The organism is Actinacidiphila sp. DG2A-62 (assembly GCF_035825295.1).
GTDB lineage: Bacteria > Actinomycetota > Actinomycetes > Streptomycetales > Streptomycetaceae > Actinacidiphila.
Map to the genome: position 1 here is coordinate 7,145,833 of NZ_JAYMGI010000002.1, position 20,315 is coordinate 7,166,147.

A 20,315-nucleotide genomic window follows, 5' to 3' on the forward strand; every position below is an offset into this window, starting at 1 on the left:
CCACGCGCCGCCCGGCGTGGACCGGCTCGCACCGGCCGGCAACGGCCTGGACTGGAGAGGAGAGGAGCAGCCGTGGGATTCGCCCATGAATACGCGACCGCCATCGTCCGGCGCGGCAGGTATCCCATGGAGCCCGTCGACTGGGTGCCCGACTGGGAGGACCGGCCGCGCAAGGGCAAGCACTTCCCTGCCGCGCCCGCCTTCCCGCTGCCCGAGGGACCTGCCGACGACGCCGCCTCCACCGTCCAGCGCGGACTCCACGGACCCTCCGGGGACGGGGAGTTCACGCTGCCGCTGCTGGCCGGCATGCTTCGCGACTCCTACGGACTGGTCGACCGCCGGCTCGCCGTGCAGGCCAACTCCGACCTCGGCACGCTGCCGATGTACACCCAGGCCAACTGGTCGCGCGGGTCCGCCTCCGGCGGCGGGCTCTACCCGGTCGGCGTGCACCTGATCGCGGGCCCCGGCGGCCCGCTCACCCCGGGCGTCCACTACTACGACACCCGGCACCACGCCCTGCGCCGGCTGCTGGCGGGCGACGTCACGCCGCAGGTGCGGGCCGCGGTCGGCCGACCCGCCGCGGGCCACGACCAGTTCCTCGTGCTCGGCGTGCGGTTCTGGCAGAACGCCTTCAAGTACAACAGCTTCTGCTACCACGTCGTCTGCATGGACACCGGCGCGCTGCTCCAGACCTGGCGGATCTGGGCGCGGGCGCACGGCCTCGACCTCGGGCCCGCCTTCTGGTTCGACGAGCCCGCGCTCGGCCGGCTGCTCGGCGTGACGCCCGAGGAGGAGGGCGTGTTCGCGGTCGTCCCGCTGCGGTGGCGCGGCGCGGGCTCCGTACGGGCGTCCGGGGACACGGCGGCCACCGGGGAGCCGGGCACCACGCCCGGGCCGCGGGTCCGGCACACCGACCAGGAGCGCTCGCGCCGCCTCACCGTCTTCGAGACCAACACCGCCGTGCACGCCGCCACGTTGGAGGACGCGGCGCTGCGGCCGGCCCCGGCGCGCTGGACGCCGCGCTGCCGCCGCGGGTCCCGGCAGGCGGCGAACGCATCGCGCTGCCCGCGCCAGAACCGCTGGACGCCGGGGTGCGGCGGGCGCTGCGGGCCCGGCGCAGCAGCTTCGGCCGCTTCCAGGCGACCACGCCGCTGGCCTCCGCCGCGCTGTCGACCGTGCTGGCCGCCGCGGACGCGGCCGGGCGGCTGGGCAGCGACGCCGAGACGCCCGGCGGGCCGCCGCTCACCCGGCTGCACGTCTTCGTCAACCACGTCGCGGGCGTGCCGCAGGGCGGCTACGTCTACGACCGCGCCGACCGCACCCTGCGGCTGGTCCGCCCCGGTCCGCCCGGGGAGTTCCTCCAGCGCAACTACTTCCTGGCGAACTACAACCTGGAGCAGGCCGCGGCCGTCATCGTGCCCGCCGCCCGCACCCACGCGGTGCTCGACGCGGTCGGCGACCGCGGCTACCGGCTGGTGAACGCGGTCGTCGGCGGCATCTCCCAGGCCGTCTACACCGCGGCCTCCGCGGCCGGCCTGGCGTGCGGCGTGGCGCTCGGCTTCGACGCCCTGTCCTACCGCGAGGACCTGGACCTCGAAGCCACCGGCGAACTCCCCCTGCTGCTCATGATGATCGGCCACGAGCGCCCCCGCCCGGCCGACTTCCGCTACGAGATCGCCTGACGGCCCGGCCATGGCGAGGGGAGCGATGCCCGCGGAACAGCGCGCGGGACGGTACGCGGTACGGCACGACGAACGGCACGCGGTGCGGCGCGGAACGACGACGGAGGGGAGTGGACGCGATGGGCGCGACCGCGGCTGAGACGGCGAACGGGACGGGGACGGCGCCCCCGGCGGCTCCCGCGGGCGCGGGCGCGTCGGCGCGGGCGACCGCTGACGCGGCGGGCGCCGCCGCCGACGGCCAGGACTGGGAGCTGAACCGGAGGTTCGTGCTGCGGCTGGCAGGGCTGCCGTTCGAGGCGGTGGAGGGGCTGCGGGACGCCGACGCGGCGGCATGGGCGTCGCGGGTGCCGGCCGCCGAGGACGCGCTCGCCGCGCTCGCCGCCGACCTGGACGCGCCGCTGACCGCGCTGGTCACCGCCGTCGAGGACCCGCGCGAGCGGCGCGCGGTGCTGGCTGTGCGGCGCGAGGTCTTCAACGCGCGGCTGCCCAAGGACGCCGGCGCGGTGCGGGCGGTCGCCGCCCGGCTGGACCCCGACGGCGCGGCGGCGCTGACCGCGTGGCTGGCGCGGCGCGAGGAACTGGCCGCGCTGCTGGCCGAGGGCGGCCCGCTGGTCGACGCGGCACTCGCCCGGGCCCGTGCGCGGCTGCGCGTGCTCGCCCGCGAGGACCGGCTGCGCCGCGGGCTGGTGCTGGCCTCGCCGACGCTGGACGCGCAACTCGACGCGTTCGTCGCCGAGTTCGAGGCGGCGACGGGCGTGACACCCGAGGTCGCGGCGACCGGCGGGACCGGGGCGAGCGGGGTGGTCCGGGCGGCCGGCGGGGCCGGCGTCTTCGCCGCGACCGCCGCGACCGCCGCGGCGGAGGGCGGCGGGACGCGGCGCGGCCGCGCGCCCGCGTACACCCCCGACAAGCGCGCGCGGAAGAAGGAGCGCTCGCTGCTGGCGTACCTCTACCGGACCGCGTGCAAGACCAGTCCGTTCAGCACCTTCACCGCGGTGGCGCCGGGGGAGTTCCGGGCCGGGGCGGGCGAGGTGCGCACCGACGGCGAGTGGACCGGGCACCCCCGGCTGAACGTCGTGGTGCTGGCCCGTCTCGCCGAGCTGATCGCCGCGGACCCCGCGCGGCGCGCCGACCTGCCGGTCACACTGTCCGCGGGCTGGGAGCTGGACGAGGACCGGGTGCGGTTCGTGCGGCGCTCGGTGACCGCGGGCGACGACAGCGCCGCGGTGAGCTTCGACGCCGCGCACGACCGGCTGTTCTTCCTGCGCCGCCGCGGCATGCTGGAACGCCTGCTCGCGCTCTTCGCGGACGGCGTCGCGCTGCGCCACGCCGACCTGGAGGCGTGGCTGGCCGCCGAGACCGGGGCGCCGCCGCACGAGGCGGCCCGCTACTGCGCGGCCCTGCTGGAACTGGGCATGCTCCAGACCGCGGGCCTCGCCACCGACGTCCACTCCGCCGACCCACTGCGGGACTTCCAGGCCGCGCTGCGCGACCTTGGCCGCGACTGGGCCGACGCCACCGCGGACCGGCTGGAGGCGGCGGCCGGCCACGTCGACGCGTACGCCGCCGCCGACGCCGCGGGACGGCGCGCGCTGCTCGCCGCGCTGCGCCGCGAACTGCTGGACGTGCAGAGGTCGTTGGGCGCGGCCGACGCCTCGCTGCCGCAGACCCTGCTCTACGAGGACGTCAGCGAGCGGCCGGTCGCCGCGGACGCCGAGCGCTGGCAGGCGCTCGCCGCGGAGCCGTTGCGGGCGCTCACCGGCATCCTGCCCGCCTTCGACGTCGCGCTGCCGCAGCGGCTGGTGCTCAAGGGCTTCTTCCTGGCCCGCTACGGCCGCGGCGGGCGCTGCGACGACCTGCTGCGGCTGGTGCACGACTTCCACGAGGACGTGTTCACGCAGTACCTCCAGTTCACGGCGCTCAAATCGCCCTGGGCGGAGGACGGTTCGCACGCGCCGGAGGAGAACTGGCTCGGCATGCCGGAGGTCGCCGCGCTGGACCGGGCCCGCGCGGAGTTCACCCGGCGGATGCGGGCGCTGTGGTCCGCCCACTCCGAACGCGACGCCGACGCCGCAGAGTTGGTGCTGGACGAGGACACGATCGACGCCGTGCGCGCCGAACTCGCCCCCCTCGGGTCCGCCTTCGACCCCCACAGCCACTTCGTCCAACTCGCCGACCGCCGCGACGACCCCCTCGTCGTCCTGAACAACTCCTACGGCGGCCTGGCCTTCCCCTTCACCCGTTTCACCCACTGCTTCGACACGACGTCCGCTTCCACCGCGGGCAGCGCGGCGCTGCGGTCGGGGCTGCGGGAGGTGCAGCCGGACGGCGCCGTGTTCGCGGAGGTCACCGCCGGGGCCGCGACGACGAACCTGAATCTGCACGGGCGGCTCACCGACTACGAGATCGTCTGCCCGGGGGAGACCAGCACCGCGCCCCCTGACGCGCGGCTGGACCTGGACGACCTGTACGCGGAGCACGACGCGGAGCGGGACCGGCTGGTGCTGCGGTCGCGGCGGCTGGGGCGCGAGGTGGTGCCGCTCTACCTCGGCTACCTGGTGCCGATGGTGCTGCCCGAGGTGCCGCGCACCCTGCTGCTGTTCTCGCCGACCTCGCGCTCCCGGCCGGAGGCGTGGCGCGGGGTGCCCGAGGGCCCCGAGCGCGGCGGCGTCACCTCGCGGCCCCGGGTGCGCTACCGCAGCCTGGTGCTGCACCGGCGCCGCTGGACCGCGGCCCCCGGCGCGCTGCCGGTCCGTACGCCGGGCGCGGACGACGCCGCCTGGTACCTGGCCTGGCAGCGCTGGCGCCGCGAACACGGCCTGCCCGCGCGGGTGTTCGCCACCGTTCGGCCCGCCGACGACGGCACCGGACCCGCCGCGGCCTTCGGCGGCGGCGCCAAACCGCAGTACGTCGACTTCGACAGCCCGCTCTCGCTGACCGCCCTCGAAGGACTGCTGGCCGGCGGCCCGGTCCGCACCGTCTTCGAGGAGATGCTGCCCGAGCAGGACGAGCTGCACGTGCGGTCCCCGCGCGGCCGGCACGTCGCCGAGGTCGCTTTGGAGATCGTCCCCCGCCCGGGCGGGCGGCCCGCCCCCGACCCCGACAGCCGCGCCCGGCACGGAAGGCAGGACACCCCCGCATGACCACCACCACCGCGCCGGACACCGCCGGCGCCCGGCCGGCGGGCCGCGCGGCGACTGGCAGGCGTACCACGTCTTCTACGCCGCGAGCACCCGCCCGTTCCTGCTCCAGTGCGCCCGCCCGCTGGTCGCCGGCCTCACCGCCGACGGCCTGATCAGCGGCTGGTTCTTCATCAACTACTGGCTGGAGGGCCCGCACATCAGGCTGCGGCTGCGACCCTCCTCGCCGGCCGCCGCCGACGCCGTCGCGCAGCGCGCCACCGCCGCGATCGAGGACTTCCTGCGCCGCAGGCCCGCGCTCTACGAGGTCAAGGACGGCTTCCTCGCCGAGCTGTACAACACCCTCTTCGAGCTGGAGTACCCCGGCGGCGAGCGCGACCGCTACACCGACGCCGCCGGGCGGATGCGGCTGCGCGCCAACAACTCCTTCAGCCCCGAGCCGTACGAGCCGGAGTACGGCAAGTACGGCGGCCCGGCCGGCGTCGAACTCGCCGAGTGGCACTTCCAGCGCTCCAGCGAACTCGTCGTCGAGGCCGCCGCCGGGATGAACCTGCACCTGCGGACCGTCCTGCTGGGCGTGTCCGCGCAGTTGATGATGACCATGTGCGGATGCCTGATCGCCGACCGCGACGCGCTGCTGCACTTCCTCGACCGCTACCACGAGTTCTGGAACTCCGCCTTCAGCGGCACCAACTACACCGCCCAGGACGGCTACGACCGCGCGTACCGGTCGATGGACGCGGCGCTGCCCCGGCGCTTCCAGGAGATCCGGCGGGCGGTCGCCGAGCCCGCGCCCGAACGGCTGCCGGGCTTCCTGCGCGGCTGGGCCGAGCACTGCCTGGACCTGCGGGACCGCGTCACGGCGCTCGCGGACCGCGGCGACCTGGTGTTCCGCTCCTGGGACGGCACCCGTGACCTGCACGTCACCGACCCCGCACAGGCGCTGCCGATGCTCGCCTCGCCGTATATGCACATGACCAACAACCGGTTGTCGGTGAGCGTCCGCGACGAGGCGTACCTGTCGTACGTGCTCGGCCGCGCCCTGCGCGAACCCGGACCGGAGCCCCGACCCGGGTCCGCGCCCGACCCCCAGCCGCCGGCGGCGCCGTGACCACCGCCGACCTGCTGGAGATGCGCCCCGCGATGCGCCCCGACGTCCTCGTGGGCCCGGCGCTGATGCGCGGACCGGTCGCGGTGCACCTGGTCAAGGACCCGGTGTCCGGGGCCCGGTTGGAGCTGGGCGCCAAGGAGCACTTCATCGTCAGCCGGCTCGACGGCACCCGCACCCTCGCCGAGATCGGCGCGGAGTACGCCGCCGCCTTCGGCGCCCGGCTCGGCCCGGCGCAGTGGCAGCAGATGCTGCGGCTGCTGTCCGTACGGCAGTTGCTCGCCGGCGCCGGGACCCCCGCCTCCGACGCGCCGCACGCGCCTACCGCCCGTCCCGCGGCCCCCCGGCCCGCCACGACGGCTGCGAGCGGCCCCAACTCCGCCGCGGGCAGGGACTCATGGCTGTCCGGGCGGACCCGGATGGTCGCCGACGCACCCGCGCTGATGGACCGGCTGCACCGGGCGACCGGCTTCGCCCGGCGGCCCGCGGTGCTCGCCCCGCTGCTCGCGCTGTGCGCCGCGCTGCTGGTCGCCGAGGCGCTGAGCTTCGGCGAACTCGCCCACGCCACCCACCGGTTGTTCGACGAGCCGGTGACGCTGTGCGCCGTCGGCGTGGTGCTGTGGTTCAGCCTGGCCGCGCACGAACTCGCACACGGCGTGGTCGCCCGCGCCTTCGGGCTGCGCGTCGCCGAGATCGGCCTGCGCCGCTACGCCGGCTTCATGACCTACCTGTACTGCGAGGTCGAGGACGTGCAGTTCCTCGGCGGGCGCGGGCGGCAGATCGCCGTCGCGTCGGCCGGCGCGGTCGCCAACCTGGTGTTCCTGCTGCCCTGTTGGCCGGTGTGGGCGCTGCTGCCCGGCTCGGCGCAGGCCGTGCCGTTCTTCGGCGGACTGATCCTGCTCGGCACCGCGATGGCGCTGCTCAACCTGCTGCCGCTGCCGCCGCTCGACGGCTACAAGGCACTCGGCTACGGCCTCGGCACGCTCCGACTGGCCACCGAGAGCCGGGCGTTCCTGCGCGCCGCGCCCCGCAGGAGCACCCGCGCCGCCTACCCGCCCCGGCTGCGCGCGGTCTACGGCGGCTACGTCGCGCTGTGCGCGGTGCTCGCCCTCGCCGCGATCGGCGCCGCCGGGCTGCTCTGCCGCCGCACCCTGCCCGGCAGGTGGGACGCCTTCTCCTTCTGGCTGCCGCTCGCCGCGGTGGCCGCGGCGTCCGCCCTGCGCCTGCTCGGCACCCGCGCCGCCGCCCGCCGCGCCCGCGCCGCGCCGCCCCCGCCCACCGGACCCGGGCCGCGCGCCGACACCCCTGCCCGCAGCGGCGACGCCACAGCCCGTACCGGAGACCCTGCCCGTACCGACACCCCTGTCCGTACCGAAGACCCGTCCCGTACCGAGAGCGAAAGCCGAACCGTGCCCGCACGCGCGCCCAGATCCGTACCGCACGACGAGACCGCGCCGGAGGCGCCCATGGAACCGGCCGGGCCACGGTCGCAGGAACCGGCCGTCGTGCTCGACGGCGTGAGCAAGCGGTACGGGGAGGTGCGGGCGCTCGACGGGGTGTCGCTGACCGTGGGCCGCGGCGAGTTCTTCGGCGTCCTCGGGCCCAACGGCGCGGGCAAGACCACCCTCGTGGAGATCGTCGAGGGCATGCGCCGGGCCGACGCCGGGACCGTCACGGTGCTCGGCGCCAGCCCGTGGCCGCGCAACATCGCGCTGCTGCGCCGCATCGGCGTGCAGACGCAGACCTCGGCGTTCTTCACCCGGCTGACCGCCGCCGAGCACCTGGAGACCGTCGCCGCGCTGCACGGCCTGGACCGCGAGGCCGCACGCCGCGCGCTGGACGCCGTCGACCTCGGCGACAAGGCCCGCAGCCGCGTCGACACCCTCTCCGGCGGCCAGCGGCAGCGGCTGGCACTGGCCACCGCCATGGTGCACGAGCCCGACCTGATCTTCCTGGACGAGCCGACCGCCGCGCTGGACCCCGAGGCCCGCCGCTCGCTGTGGGACGTACTGCGCTCGCTGCGCGGGCAGGGCCGCACCATCGTCTACACCACCCACTACCTGGACGAGGCCGAGGCGCTGTGCGACCGCGTCGCGATCATCGCGGCCAGGCTGGTCGCGCTCGACACGCCCAACGCGCTGATCCGCTCGCTCGCCGCGCCCGCCCGGCTGCTGGTCCCCGCCGACCGGATCACCCCCGACCAGGCCCGCGCCATCGAGGGCGTGGAACGCGTCCTGGTCGAGGGCGGCGAGGTGGTCATCGAGACGCACGCCGCCAACCGGGTGCTGGTCGCCGTCGGGGAGTTCGTGGACATGGACGCGATCCAGACCCGCACCGCCACCCTCGAGGACGCCTACCTGCGGCTGACCGGATCGGAGCACGCCCGATGAGCACCGCCTACGCCGCGCTGACCAGGGCCGCCTACCTGGCCTCGGTGCGCGACCGCACCACGGTCTTCTTCACCTTCGCCTTCCCGCTGGTCTTCCTGCTCGTCTTCGGCCTGCTCTTCCGCGACCAGACGGTCAACGACGGCCTGCCGTACATCAACTACACGGCGCCGGGCGTGCTGTCCTGGGGCGTCGGCAACGCCGCGCTGTTCGGGCCCGCCTTCGCGCTGATGCACTGGCGGCGCGACGACATCCTGCGGCTGGTGTGGCGCACGCCGACGCCGCTGCCGACCGTGCTCGGCTCCCGGTTCGCGGTCGCCGTCGGCACCGGCCTCGTGCAGGCGGTGCTCTTCACCGCCGTCGCGGTGCTGCCGGTGTTCGGGCTGCGGCTGTCCGGGGACTGGCCGCTGGCGCTGCCGCTGCTGGTGCTCGGCGTCACCGCGTTCCTCGCGATGGGCCTGGTCGTCGGCAGCCTCGCGGACACCCCGGAGGCGGTCGCCGCGATCGCCAACTGCGTGATGGTGCCGATGGCGTTCCTGTCCGGCGCCTTCTACCCCGCGGACCTGCTGCCCGGCTGGATCAGGACGCTGTCCTGGATCTTCCCGCTGCGGTACCTCGACCACGGGCTGACCAACGTCCTCGCCGGGCGTGCCGATCTCGGGCCGCTGGCCCTGGACTGCCTGGGACTCGCCGGCTTCGCCGCGGTCTTCGGCCTGATCGCCGCCCGCACCTTCCGCTGGAGCAACCGGACATGACCCTGGACACGGTTCATCCCCCGGCCGGAGCGGCCGCGTCGCCCGAGCCGGGCGGGGCGCCCGCGTCGCCCGAGCCGGGCGGTGCGCTCGGCGCGCTCGGGCCGCTTGAGGCCGCGGGCCTCGACCTCCAGCGGCGGCTGGCGCTGCGCGCCGCGCGGGCCGGCCTGCCGGCACCCGCCGTGGCCGTCCTCGGCGCGTACGACGTGCTGCGGCCCGAGCCGCCCGACCGGGCGCGGCACCGCGCCGCGGCGGTCGTCCACCTCACGCCCGACGCGGTGCTGGTCGGGCCATGGGGCCCCGGGTCGTACGCGGCGACGACTCCGGCGCCGGCCGCGGCCCCCGCGGACGGTGGTCCTGCTTCCGACGATGCCGACCCGCGCGGCGCCGCTCCCACAGCGGCGGGCGATCCGGCTGCCGGGCGCGCGGCGGACGGCGACCCGGCCGGTGGCGCTCCGGGCGCCTGCGGGGTGTGCCTCGGGGTGCGCTGGCAGCGGCTGCGGACCCGGACCGAGCGCGAGGCGCTGGAGACCGGGCAGGACGTGACCGCGGCGGGCCGCTGGCCGGTGCTGCCCGACTACACCGCGGACGCCGTATGGGCCCTGTACGCCTGGGCGTTCGGGGACGACGCGGGCGGCACGCGACTCGGCGGCGCGGGCGGCAGCGCCGCGCAGTCTGGCGGCGCGGCGAGCGGCGGGCGCGGCCGGTCGGCCGGGCGGTCCGAACCGACCGGCGCCGACGCCGCGTTGCCGAAGGTCACCCGCTACGACCTGGAGACCGGCCTGATCGGCACCGTGCCGCTGCTCGCGGAACCGCTCTGCCCGCACCACCAACCGCCCGCGGAGGAAGGCACGGTGACGCTCCAATCGCGGGAGAAGCCGGCCCCGGCCGCTACCGGCTGCGTTCGCCGGGCGGCTACCCCTTGCCCACCGCAGCGCTCGCGAACCAGGTCTGCGGCGTGCTCGGCGCGGGCACCTGGAACGACATCACGTCGCCGACGACCGCGCCGGTGGCCGGCACGGTGTTCATGCGCGGCTACGCGGGGCTGACCGACGTCACCTGGAGCGGCCAGGCCAACTCCTTCGCGGCCAGCCGCGACCTGGCGTTCCTCGAAGGGCTGGAACGCTACGCCGGCACCCACCGCCGCTCGCCGCGCGGCCTGGTCACCGCGTCGTACGACAACCTCGGGGACCGCGCGCTGGACCCGCGCGCATGCGGCCTCTACACGGCCGAGACGTACGCCGCGGACCCGATGCTCGCGCCGTTCGACCCCGCCCGTCCGATCCCCTGGGTGCGCGGGCACTCGCTGCGCGACGACCGGCCGCTGCTGGTGCCGGCCCGGCTGGTCTACTACAGCGCCGGCACCGACGCCGACCACTTCGTCTTCGAGTGCTCCAACGGCTGCGCGACCGGCAGCTGCCTGGAGGAGGCGGTCCTCTTCGGCCTGCTCGAACTCATCGAGCGCGACGCCTTCCTCAACGGCTGGTACGGCGACGCGCCCCTGCCCGAGATCGACCTCGCCAGCTGCGACAGCCCGGTGATCCGCGCGATGACCGACCGCGCCGCGCTGTGCGGCTACGACGTGCACGTCTACGACAACCGCGTCGACCTGCCGGTGCCGGTGGTCACCGGGCTGGCGGTGCGCCGCGACGAGGGGCCGGGCACGCTGGCCTTCGCCGCGGGCGCGGCACTCGACCCGGAGACGGCCGTGGAGTCCGCGGTGTCCGAGATCCTCACCTACCTCCCGCACCTGCCCCGCCAGGTCGCCGAGCGGCCTGCCGAACTGGAGGCGATGGCCGAGGACTTCGGCCTGGTCCGCCGACTCCCGGACCACGCGGCGCTGTTCGGGCTGCCGCGGATGAAGGAGCACGTGCGCGGTTATCTGGAGCCGCCCGCCGTACGGTCGTTGGCCGACACCTACGCCGCGTGGGAGCGCACCGGCCGGCCGCGCGGCACCGATCTGCGCGAGGACGTGCTGGCGGTGCGCGACGCGCTGACGGACGCGGGCTTCGACGTGATCGTGGTCGACCAGACCACGCCCGAGCAGCGCCGGGCCGGTCTGCACACGGTGTGCACCATCGTGCCGGGGCTGCTGCCCATCGACTTCGGCTGGGCGCGGCAGCGGGCGCTGACCATGCCGCGGCTGCTGACCGCGCAGCGGCGCGGGGGACTGCGCGACCGGGACCTGCGCGAGGACGAACTGCGGCGCGTGCCGCACCCGTTCCCGTGAGGCGGGCCCGACGCGGGCCGGAACGCCCGAAGGGTCCGCGGGCCGGGGAGCCGGCCGGCGGACCCTTCGGTCCCAGCGGTGGAACAGATGGAGCGGGGTCAGGCGGTGCAGCTCGTCGTGCTGGTGGTGCTCGAGCAGGTGCTGGTGCTGGAGCAGCTGGTCGACGAGCCGAGCATGACCTCGCTCGCGTCGGAGTAGTCGGTGATCTCGAACGTCTCGGACTCCAGCTCCAGGATCTCCTGGGCGAGGGAGGCGAGCGGAGTGTCCAGCTTGGAGATGTCAGCCATGGTGACTCCTTCTCGGCGGGTCGAATTCCGGCAGGCCGCCGCCTGCCGGCTGCAGCGGCCCACCTCGGGCCGCGATCCCCTTTCTACGCGCGTCCACTGGCACATCCGCTGGCCGATCGCTGTCACATCGCTGTCACCCCTGCGCGGGGTGCTGCTGTCGTGAACGCTGCGGCGGGCGGCGGTGGCGGCGGTGGCGCGGGTGCGGTGGACGCGGTGAACGCGGAGAGAGGGGTGCGACTGTGGCGGAAGAGGGCGTGGTGACGGCGGGCGCGGCGGTCGGGGCGGACGCGGTCGGCGGCGAGGTGCTCGCGGAGGCCGCGCGCCTGTACGCCGAGGTGCACCGCGAGCCGGAACTGTCGGGGGCGGAGGAGCGGACCGCGGCACGCTTCGGGGACCGGCTGCGCACCGCGGGGTACGAGGTCGCCACCGGCGTCGGCGGCCACGGCGTGGTGGGCGTGCTGCGCCGCGGTGAGGGCCCGACCGTGCTGCTGCGGGCCGAACTCGACGCGCTCCCGGTGCGCGAGGCCACCGGGCTGCCGTACGCGAGCACGGTCACCGAGCCCGTACCGGTGATGCACGCGTGCGGCCACGACGCGCACCTCGCCTGCGTGGCCGGCGCCGCGCACGCCCTGGCCGCGGACGCCGGCGGCTGGCGCGGCACGCTCGTGGTGGTCGGCCAGCCGGCCGAGGAGACGCTGACCGGGGCCGCCGCGATGCTCGCCGACGGCCTCTACGAGCGGTTCCCCGCGCCCGGCGTGGTGCTCGCGCAGCACACCGTGCCGCTGCCCGCGGGCATGGTCGCGCACACCGAGGGCCCGCTGCTGGCGGCGAGCGCGACGGTCGAGGTGGTGCTGCACGGCCGCGGCGGCCACGCGTCCGCGCCGCACCTGGCCGTCGACCCGGTGGTGGCCGCGGCGGCGCTGGTGCTGCGGCTGCAGACGATCGTCTCCCGCGAGACCGGACCGGGCGAGCCGCTGGTCCTGACCGTGGGGTCGCTGCACGCGGGCGGCGCGGGGAACGTCATCCCGGAGTCGGCCGTGCTGGAGGTGACGCTCCGGGCGTTCGCGCCGCGGACGCTGGACCGGGCGCTGGCCGCGGTGCGGCGCATCGTCCACGCGGAGGCGGCGGCCTCCGGCGCGGACCGCGACCCGGAGGTCCGCGAGGTGGCGCGGTCCGCGGCCACGGTCAACGATCCGGTGGCGGGGGCCGCGGTGCGGCGGGCCCACGAGCGCGCGTTCGGGGCCCGGCGGGTGACGCGCTGGCAGCCGTCGACGGCCACGGAGGACTTTCCGCTGCTCGGGCCGGCCGGCGAGCACCTGCACGGCGTGGCCGGCATCCGCAGCGCGTACTGGATGCTCGGCTCGGTCGGCCCCGAGCAGTGGGCCGCCGCCGGCGCCACCGCGGCGCAGCGCCTGGCCGCCCTCCCGGCCAACCACTCCCCGCGCTTTCGCCCCCACCCCCGCCTGACTCTCACCACCGGCATCCAGGCGATGACGGCGGCGGCCCGCACCCACTTGGCCGCCGTCGACGCGGAATCCCCCGTCCCGCAGCGCCCCCCCACTTTCTAGCCGAGACCGCGCCCCCGTCCCCGGCGCCCCGGCGCCCCGCCTCCCTGGCCCTGGCCGAGGTGCGCCCGTGCGGGCGGGCCGCGAACGGTGGGGCCCCGCCCGGGTCATCACCCGTGCGCTCGGCTCCGGGTTCCCGGCCCTGGTCGCAGGGGATGCGGGGCCGGGGTGGGCGCCCGGGCCGCGGGGGCGTCTGCGGCCGGGCCGGTGGCTGGGGTCTCGGCTATCGTCGGCTCGGGTCCTCCGCGGGGGAGGGCTGACCGATCGGCGCGGGTGGTGCCCGTGCCGCCGCCGTGGGGGCCGTGATGAGACTGAGGCTGGAGTTCACGACCGAGCCGTTCGACCTGGAGGAGCCGCCCGCGCACGCGGTGGCGGCGCGCGAGGTGGTCGAGGGCGGCACCCTGGACGCGGTGGACGTCGGGCCGTTCGGCAACACGGCCGAGGGTTCGGCGGACGCCGTGGTGGCCGCGGTCGGCGAGGTGCTCCGCAGCAGCCTCGCGGCGGGCGCGACCCGCGTGTCGTTGCAGGTCAACGTGCTCCCCGACGCCTCAGCCGAGACCCCGCGATGAGCCCCGCGGACCACCCGGACGGCCGGGACCGCACGGGCGGCCCCGACGGCCCGCAAGTGCCGGGCCGCACGCAAACGCCGGGCCGCCCGCAAGCGCCGGACCACAGAGCCCCGGACCACACAGCCCCGGACCACACGGAAGCGCCGGGCCGCGGAGCCGCCGGGGCCCGGGCGGGCGCGCAGGGCGGCGCGGGTACGCGGGACCGGTCGGGCGCTCAGGGCTCCGCCGACGCGCAAGGCCGCGCGGACGACCCCCCGCGCGGCGGCGGCCCGAACGACGACTTTCCCGCCGAGCCCGCGTCGACCGGCCCGGCGTCGACCGGCCGCGTGCGGGCGAAGGCGGGCACCCCCGCGCCCGCCGGGGCGGACCCGGCTGCCGGGGGAGCCCCCGTGACCTCGCCGGAGGCGACCGTCGCGCCCGCCCACCCCCTCGCCGACGCCGTCAGGCCGCTCGCGGACGCGATGGGCGCCTCGCTGCTCCCGCCGGAGCAGGCCCGCGGCGACGACGTCGTGCTCAGCTGGGAGGGCCGCGAGGTGGTCGCCGTGCGGCTGCCGCATCTCGCGGATTCGCTGGAGCACATCCTCGCCGACCTCCGGCGCCGGCACGGCCCGCTCGCGGAGCTGGGGCGCAAGGAGAAGCAGACGGTTGTACGCATCCTGGAGGAGCGCGGCGCGTTCTCGGTGCGGCACGGGGTGGAGACGGTCGCCTCCGCGCTCGGCGTCAGCCGCTTCACCGTCTACAACTACCTGAACAGGGAGAACGCGGCCCGCGGCGGCGAATGAGCGCGAACCCCGCGCGACACGCGCCGACCCGGATCTTCAACAAACTGTTGACGTTGGGTCGCGGCGGCTCGTAGCTTGCGAGGGTGACTTCCAGCACATCGCCGGGTCTCGCCCGGCTCAACGACGCCGCCGCCCCGGCGGCCGCACAACTGCTGCGCGAGGTGTGCGGGAGCACCGCGTGGTGCGCCGCGGTGGCCGCCGGCCGCCCGTACGCGGACCTCGCCGGACTGCTCGCGGCGAGCGACGCGGCCATGGCGGCGCTCACCGCCGCCGACCTCGCCGAGGCGATGGCGGCGCACCCGCCGATCGGCCGCCCGGCGCCCGGCGACCCGGCCTCCGCGCGCGAGCAGAGTGGCGTCGGCGACGCCGAGCGCGCCGAACTGCTCCGGCTCAACGCGGAGTACCAGCAGGCCCACGGCCACGTGTTCCTGATCCGCGCCGCCGGCCGCACCGGCGCGCAGATGCTCGCCGCGCTCAAGGGGCGCATCGGCAACGACCCCGACACCGAACGGGAGATCGTCCGCACCGAACTCGCCGGGATCAACCGGATCAGGCTCACCCGCCTGGCCGGCGCGGCGGCCGAGCCCGAGACCGCGCAGACCCCCGCGGCTGCCGATGCCGCCGCGACCCCCGACGCCACCACCCCCACCGCCTCCGTCTCCACGCACATCCTCGACACCAGCCGCGGCCGGCCCGCCCCCGGCGTGGACGTCACGCTGTCGGTCCGCGCCGGCGCCACCGCGCCCTGGACCGTGCTCGGCGCCGGCACGACCGACGCCGACGGCCGCTGCGCCGACCTGCCCGCGCCGCCCGAGGGGACCACCCACGTCCGGCTGGACTTCGCCGTCGAGCCGTACCTCGCCCGCACCCGTCACGCCACCGACCCGCGCACCCGCCCCGCCACCGATCCCCGCCCCCACACCGCGACCGACACCCGTACCAGCCCAGCCGAGGCCCAGCAGGACGCCCCCCGCACGGACTCCGGTCCAAGGGACAGCGGCGTGTTCTTCCCGGAGGTGGCGGTCGTCTTCGCCGTCGCCGCGGGCGAGCACTTCCATGTGCCGCTGCTGCTCAATCCGTTCGGCTACTCCGTTTACCGAGGGAGCTAAGCCCGATGACCGCCGCACCCCGGCCTGCCGCCGCCCGCACCACGTATCTCGGCCAGAACCAGTACGGCAAGGCGGAGAACCGCGTCGTCCGCGTCACGCGCGACGGCGCCACCCACCGCATCAAGGACCTCAACGTCTCGGTCGCGCTGTCCGGCGACATGGACGAGGTGCACTACTCCGGGTCCAACGCCAGCGTGCTGCCGACCGACACCACCAAGAACACCGTGTTCGCCTTCGCCAAGGAGCACGGCATCGACTCCGCCGAGGACTTCGGCCTGCGCCTGGCCCGGCACTTCGTCACCAGCCAGCCGCAGATCCACCGCGCCCGGATCCGCGTCGAGGAGTACGCCTGGCAGCGCATCGGCGACACCGGCCACTCCTTCGCCCGCACCGGCCAGGAGACCCGCACCACCGAGGTCACCGTCGACGGCCAGGGCGTCCAGGTGATCTCGGGGCTGAAGGACCTGGTGGTGCTCAACACCACCGACTCGGAGTTCTGGGGCTACGCCAAGGACCGGTACACCACGCTGAAGGAGGCGTACGACCGCATCCTGGCCACCGAGGTCACCGCGCGCTGGCGGTTCGGCTGGACCGGCGACGAGGCCGCCGTGCCGGACTGGGAGGACTCCTACGCCCAGGCGCGCCGCCATCTGCTGGAGGCGTTCGCCGACACGTACTCGCTGTCGTTGCAGCAGACCCTGTACGCGATGGGCACGCGGGTGATCGAAGGGCAGCCGGGCATCGACGAGATCCGCCTGTCGCTACCGAACAAGCACCACTTCCTGGTGGACCTGGAGCCCTTCGGGCTGGAGAACGACAACGAGGTCTACATCGCCGCCGACCGGCCGTACGGGCTGATCGAGGGAACCGTGCTGCGCGACGGCGCGCAGCCCCGCATCCCGGTGACGGACTGAGGAGGCCCCGCCGTGACCCCCGGAACCCCCGGAAACCCCGTGACCCCCGGAACCCCCGGAACCCCTGTGACTCCCGCGCCGGACAAGGGTGTTCGGCCCGCGCCGGCCGGGCGCATCGTGATCGAGAACTGCGCTGTCGCCACCGTCGACGCGCGGGACACCGAGTACGCCACCGGACACGTCGTGGTCGCGGGCGGCGTGATCGAGGCGGTGGGCGCCGGGCCCGCGCCCGACGGACTGGCGGACGTCGTCCGCCGGATCGACGGCACCGGCCACCTCGCCACGCCCGGCCTGGTCAACACCCACCACCACTTCTACCAGTGGCTCACCCGTGGCCTGGCCCAGGACAGCAACCTCTTCGACTGGCTGGTCGAGTTGTACCCGACGTGGGCGCGGATCGACGAGCCGATGGTCCACGCCGCCGCCTCGGGATCGCTGGCCATGATGGTCCGCGGCGGCGTCACCACCGCGATGGACCACCACTACGTCTTCCCGCGCGGCGCGGGCGACCTGCTCGGCGCGGAGATCAGGGCCGCGGCCGAGTTGGGGGTGCGGTTCACCGCCGCCCGCGGCTCGATGGACCTCGGCGAGAGCGACGGCGGGCTGCCGCCGGACTTCGCGGTGGAGAGCACCGAGGAGGCGCTGCGGGCCACCGAGGAGGCCGTCGACCGGTACCACGACGCGTCGTTCGGCTCGATGCTGCAGATCGCCGCCGCACCCTGCTCGCCCTTCTCCGTCTCCACCGAACTGCTGCGCGAGGCAGCGGTGTTGGCCCGCCGCAAGGGCGTACGGCTGCACACCCACGGCAGCGAGACGGTGGAGGAGGAGAAGTTCTGCCACGAGAAGTTCGGCATGGGCCCGACGGACTACTTCGAGTCCACCGGCTGGCTCGGCGAGGACGTGTGGATGGCGCACTGCGTCCACATGAAGGACTCCGACGTCGCCGCGTTCGGGCGCACCGGCACCGGCGTCGCGCACTGCCCGTCCTCCAACGCCCGCCTGGCCGCCGGGATCGCACGGGTGCCCGACCTGCTCGCCGCCCATGTCCCGGTCGGGCTGGGCGTGGACGGCACCGCGTCCAACGAATCGGGCGAGCTGCACACGGAGTTGCGCAACGCGCTGCTCGTCGGCCGGCTGGCCGGCGGCGAGAAGGCGCTCGACGTGCGCAAGGTGCTGCGGCTCGGCACCTACGGCGGTGCTCAGGTGCTCGGGCGCGCCGCCGAGACCGGCTCGCTGGAGGTCGGCAAGCTCGCCGACCTGGTGCTGTGGAAGCTCGACGGGATCGGGCACTCTACGATCGCCGATCCGGTGGCCGCGCTGGTCCTCGGCGCGGCGGCCCCCGTGACGCTGTCGCTGGTCGGCGGCGTGCCGGTGGTCGAGGACGGCAGGCTGACCCGGGTCGACGAGGACGCGATCGCCCGGGAGGCCCGCGACCAGGCCCGCCGCCTGGCCCGGATCGCCGGCCTCGCGTGAGCCGGTGCCGAGCCGGCGCCAAGGGTGAGCCGGTGCCGAGCCGCGGCGCCAAGGGTGAGCCGGTGCCGAGCCGGTGCCATGCGTGAGCCGGTGCCGAGCCGGCGCCACGGACCGCCGGCCGGGGAGGGACGGCCCCCGGCCAGCGCCGGCCCGTGCCTGAACGGGACCGGCGACGCCGCCCCCGGACCCGGTCCCGCCGCAGACCCGCGCGGACCCGCGGGTCCGCGCGCTCCGGGGGCGCCGCCACGCCGCCCGGCGCGGCCGTGACCGGCGGCATTCCGTACGGCCCGGTCAGAAGCAGAGCGTCAGTATGCAGATGTGCTGCTGGTCCGGGGGCGTCGCCGTCGGCGAGGACGTGGGCGTGCCGGGCGTCGTGCTCGGCGCGCCGGCGCCGGGCGCGGTGGTCGTCGCGACCGGCGAGGTCGGACGGGCGCCGGTGGTGGGGGCGACCGTGCCGCGCGCGGTGGTCGGCGGCACGGCCCGCGGGTCGTACGGCACACCGGCCGGCGAGCCGGCGGTGACCGTACGGGTCGGCGGCGGCAGGACGCGGGCGGAGCGGGACGGCCGCGCGGCGCCGGTCCCGGCGGGCGTCGTCGCGGGCGGCGTGGACCGCGGGGTGACCCCGCCCGCGTCGGGACCCGGGTCGGGCGTCGAGGCGGTGGCCGGGTCGCCCGAGGAGCCGGCCGCGACCGCGGCCAGCGTCAGTCCGCCGCCGAGCAGGGCGAGCGCGGTCGCCGCGGCCGCCCGCCGCCGGGTGCGCACCCGCCGCCCGCCGTCGACGGCGTGGGAGCCGACCGTCCCGGCGACCTCGACCGCGCGTACGGCGGCGGGCAGCGGCTCGGGCGGCGCCGCCTCGGAGACGGGCGCGGACACCGCCTCCGGCTCCGCCCGCGACCCGGGCTCGCGCTCGGCCTCCTCGGCCGCCGCGGGCTCACCCGCCTCCTCGGCCGCCACGGATCGCGCGACCGCCGCGGAATCCGCCGCCGCGTCGGACTCCTCGGCCGCCCCGGTTCCCTCGGACCCCGCCGCCTCCGCCGCCCGTGTGCGGGAAGCCGGCCCGTGCGGATCGATGTCCGGCGCGTACGCGCCGCAGTCCGGGCACACCAGGGCCCCGCCCAGCGGGCGACGGCATGTGGAGCACAAATCCATTCGCGACTTCCTGTACCTGCGGCCGTGGGCAGCCCGAAACGCTAGCACCGGAATCGGGGGACAAGGCGACACTTCTGTGAGGTTTTCGCGCAGATCCGGTCGGTCGTGCTCCCGCTACGCGAACGCGTCGACCCCGGTCAGCTCCGCCGACAGCGTCCACAGCCGCTCCGCCTGCGCGTCGTCCGCCGCCCAGGAGCGGACCCCGCCCATGGTCGTCGCGTCGTCGTCGGCGATCGGCTCCGCGATGTCGCAGTCCTCGCAGTAGACGCCGCCGAGCCCGTCCAGCCGCGGGCTGGTCGCCGCCCAGACCTGGGTGGCCGCGCCCTGCTCGGGGGTCTTGAAGCTGTGGTTGATCTGGTTGCCGTCCTCGTCGATCCAGCCGAAGTCGACCATCTCCTGCTTGCTCAGGTGTCGTTGCAGCGGCGTGAGGATGCCGCCGGGGTGCACGGAGAACGCGCGCACGCCGGCGTCCTTGGCCAGCGCGTCCAGCCGGCGCGCGAACAGCGCGTTCGCCGTCTTCGCCTGCGCGTAGGCGAGCCACTTGTCGTAGCCGTCGCGGGAGAAGTCCAGGTCGTCCCAGCGGATGCCGCCGCGGCGGTGCCCGCTGGAGGAGACCGCGACCACCCGGCCGCGGCCCCGGGCGATCGCCGGCCACAGCCGGTTGACCAGAACGTAGTGGCCGAGGTGGTTGGTGCCGAACTGGGACTCCCAGCCCGGCCCGACGGTGCTGTGCGGACTGGCCATCACCGCCGCGCTGTTGATCGTCAGGTGGATGTCGCGCCCGGAGGCCAGGAAGCGCTCGGCGAAGCGGGCGATGCTGTCCTGGTCGGCCAGGTCCAGCGTGTCGACCTCCACGCCGTCGATCCCGGCCAGCGCCTCGCGGGCGGCCTCGGGGCGGCGGGCCGGCACCACCACGTGCGCGCCGGCCGCCGTGAGCGCGCGGGTCGCCTCCAGGCCGATGCCGGAGTAGCCGCCGGTCATCAGCGCGAGCCGGCCGGTCAGGTCGATGCCCTCCAGTACGTCCGCCGCGGTGCTGCGCGCGCCGAAGCCGGAGCCGATGGGCCGCTGGGGAGTGGTCGTCGTCGTCATGCCTCCGACGCTACGAGGTGGAGTGCACTCCAAGGCAATGCGGCGCGGATCTTCAGCCAATGAATCCCGCGCACCGTCT

13 protein-coding genes and 2 pseudogenes are annotated in these 20,315 nt (G+C 76.0%); 12 read left to right on the forward strand and 3 right to left on the reverse strand.

The window, feature by feature from the left end; translation table 11 throughout:
- The first annotated feature begins 72 nt into the window (after nucleotides 1-72).
- The 6 genes and pseudogenes from VSR01_RS31775 (at nucleotide 73) to VSR01_RS31800 (ending at nucleotide 11,299) form a co-directional block, all read left to right on the forward strand.
- Nucleotides 73-1,682 (forward strand): annotated as a pseudogene (locus VSR01_RS31775) (nitroreductase family protein).
- A gap of 119 nt (nucleotides 1,683-1,801) precedes the next feature.
- Nucleotides 1,802-4,825: a lantibiotic dehydratase gene (locus VSR01_RS31780; RefSeq protein WP_326452454.1), complete on the forward strand. Its 3,024-nt coding sequence runs from the start codon at nucleotides 1,802-1,804 to the stop codon at nucleotides 4,823-4,825.
- 100 nt (nucleotides 4,826-4,925) lie between these two features.
- Entirely contained in the window at nucleotides 4,926-5,933 is a 1,008-nt protein-coding gene (locus tag VSR01_RS31785; protein WP_326453929.1) for a lantibiotic dehydratase C-terminal domain-containing protein, read from the forward strand.
- Nucleotides 5,934-7,396: 1,463 nt separating this feature from the next.
- Entirely contained in the window at nucleotides 7,397-8,320 is a 924-nt protein-coding gene (locus VSR01_RS31790; protein ID WP_326453930.1) for an ABC transporter ATP-binding protein, read from the forward strand.
- Entirely contained in the window at nucleotides 8,317-9,072 is a 756-nt protein-coding gene (locus VSR01_RS31795) for an ABC transporter permease (RefSeq protein ID WP_326452455.1), read from the forward strand. The genes VSR01_RS31790 and VSR01_RS31795 overlap by 4 nt, the downstream gene beginning before the upstream one ends.
- A 137-nt stretch (nucleotides 9,073-9,209) precedes the next feature.
- Nucleotides 9,210-11,299: pseudogene (locus tag VSR01_RS31800) on the forward strand (YcaO-like family protein).
- Between the two features lie 98 nt (nucleotides 11,300-11,397).
- On the opposite strand, the gene VSR01_RS31805 reads toward VSR01_RS31800, so the two are convergent.
- A complete protein-coding gene (locus tag VSR01_RS31805) occupies nucleotides 11,398-11,586 on the reverse strand; it encodes a thiazolylpeptide-type bacteriocin (protein ID WP_093711265.1) in 189 nt (62 codons plus the stop codon).
- Nucleotides 11,587-11,825: 239 nt separating this feature from the next.
- Here VSR01_RS31805 and VSR01_RS31810 point away from each other — a divergent pair, with 239 nt between their 5' ends.
- From VSR01_RS31810 to VSR01_RS31835, 6 genes are all read left to right on the forward strand, one after another.
- A complete protein-coding gene (locus tag VSR01_RS31810; RefSeq protein WP_442785593.1) occupies nucleotides 11,826-13,154 on the forward strand; it encodes an amidohydrolase in 1,329 nt (442 codons plus the stop codon).
- Nucleotides 13,155-13,456: 302 nt separating this feature from the next.
- Nucleotides 13,457-13,720: a hypothetical protein gene (locus VSR01_RS31815; RefSeq protein WP_326452456.1), complete on the forward strand. Its 264-nt coding sequence runs from the start codon at nucleotides 13,457-13,459 to the stop codon at nucleotides 13,718-13,720.
- Between the two features lie 461 nt (nucleotides 13,721-14,181).
- A complete protein-coding gene (locus VSR01_RS31820; protein ID WP_326453932.1) occupies nucleotides 14,182-14,502 on the forward strand; it encodes a helix-turn-helix domain-containing protein in 321 nt (106 codons plus the stop codon).
- 83 nt (nucleotides 14,503-14,585) lie between these two features.
- Nucleotides 14,586-15,611, forward strand: a complete 1,026-nt coding sequence (gene uraD / locus VSR01_RS31825) for a 2-oxo-4-hydroxy-4-carboxy-5-ureidoimidazoline decarboxylase (RefSeq protein ID WP_326452457.1) — start codon at nucleotides 14,586-14,588, stop codon at nucleotides 15,609-15,611.
- Nucleotides 15,612-15,616: 5 nt separating this feature from the next.
- Entirely contained in the window at nucleotides 15,617-16,525 is a 909-nt protein-coding gene (gene pucL, locus VSR01_RS31830) for a factor-independent urate hydroxylase (RefSeq protein ID WP_326452458.1), read from the forward strand.
- 66 nt (nucleotides 16,526-16,591) lie between these two features.
- On the forward strand, nucleotides 16,592-17,998 hold the full coding sequence (locus VSR01_RS31835) for an 8-oxoguanine deaminase (protein ID WP_326452459.1): 1,407 nt from the start codon (nucleotides 16,592-16,594) through the stop codon (nucleotides 17,996-17,998).
- 291 nt (nucleotides 17,999-18,289) lie between these two features.
- On the opposite strand, the gene VSR01_RS31840 is transcribed toward VSR01_RS31835, so the two are convergent.
- Both VSR01_RS31840 and VSR01_RS31845 read right to left on the reverse strand, forming a co-directional pair.
- Complete coding sequence (locus tag VSR01_RS31840; protein WP_326452460.1) at nucleotides 18,290-19,147, reverse strand: SCO2400 family protein; 858 nt, start codon at nucleotides 19,145-19,147, stop codon at nucleotides 18,290-18,292.
- Between the two features lie 114 nt (nucleotides 19,148-19,261).
- A complete protein-coding gene (locus VSR01_RS31845; RefSeq protein WP_326452461.1) occupies nucleotides 19,262-20,236 on the reverse strand; it encodes an SDR family NAD(P)-dependent oxidoreductase in 975 nt (324 codons plus the stop codon).
- Between the last annotated feature and the right edge of the window lie 79 nt (nucleotides 20,237-20,315).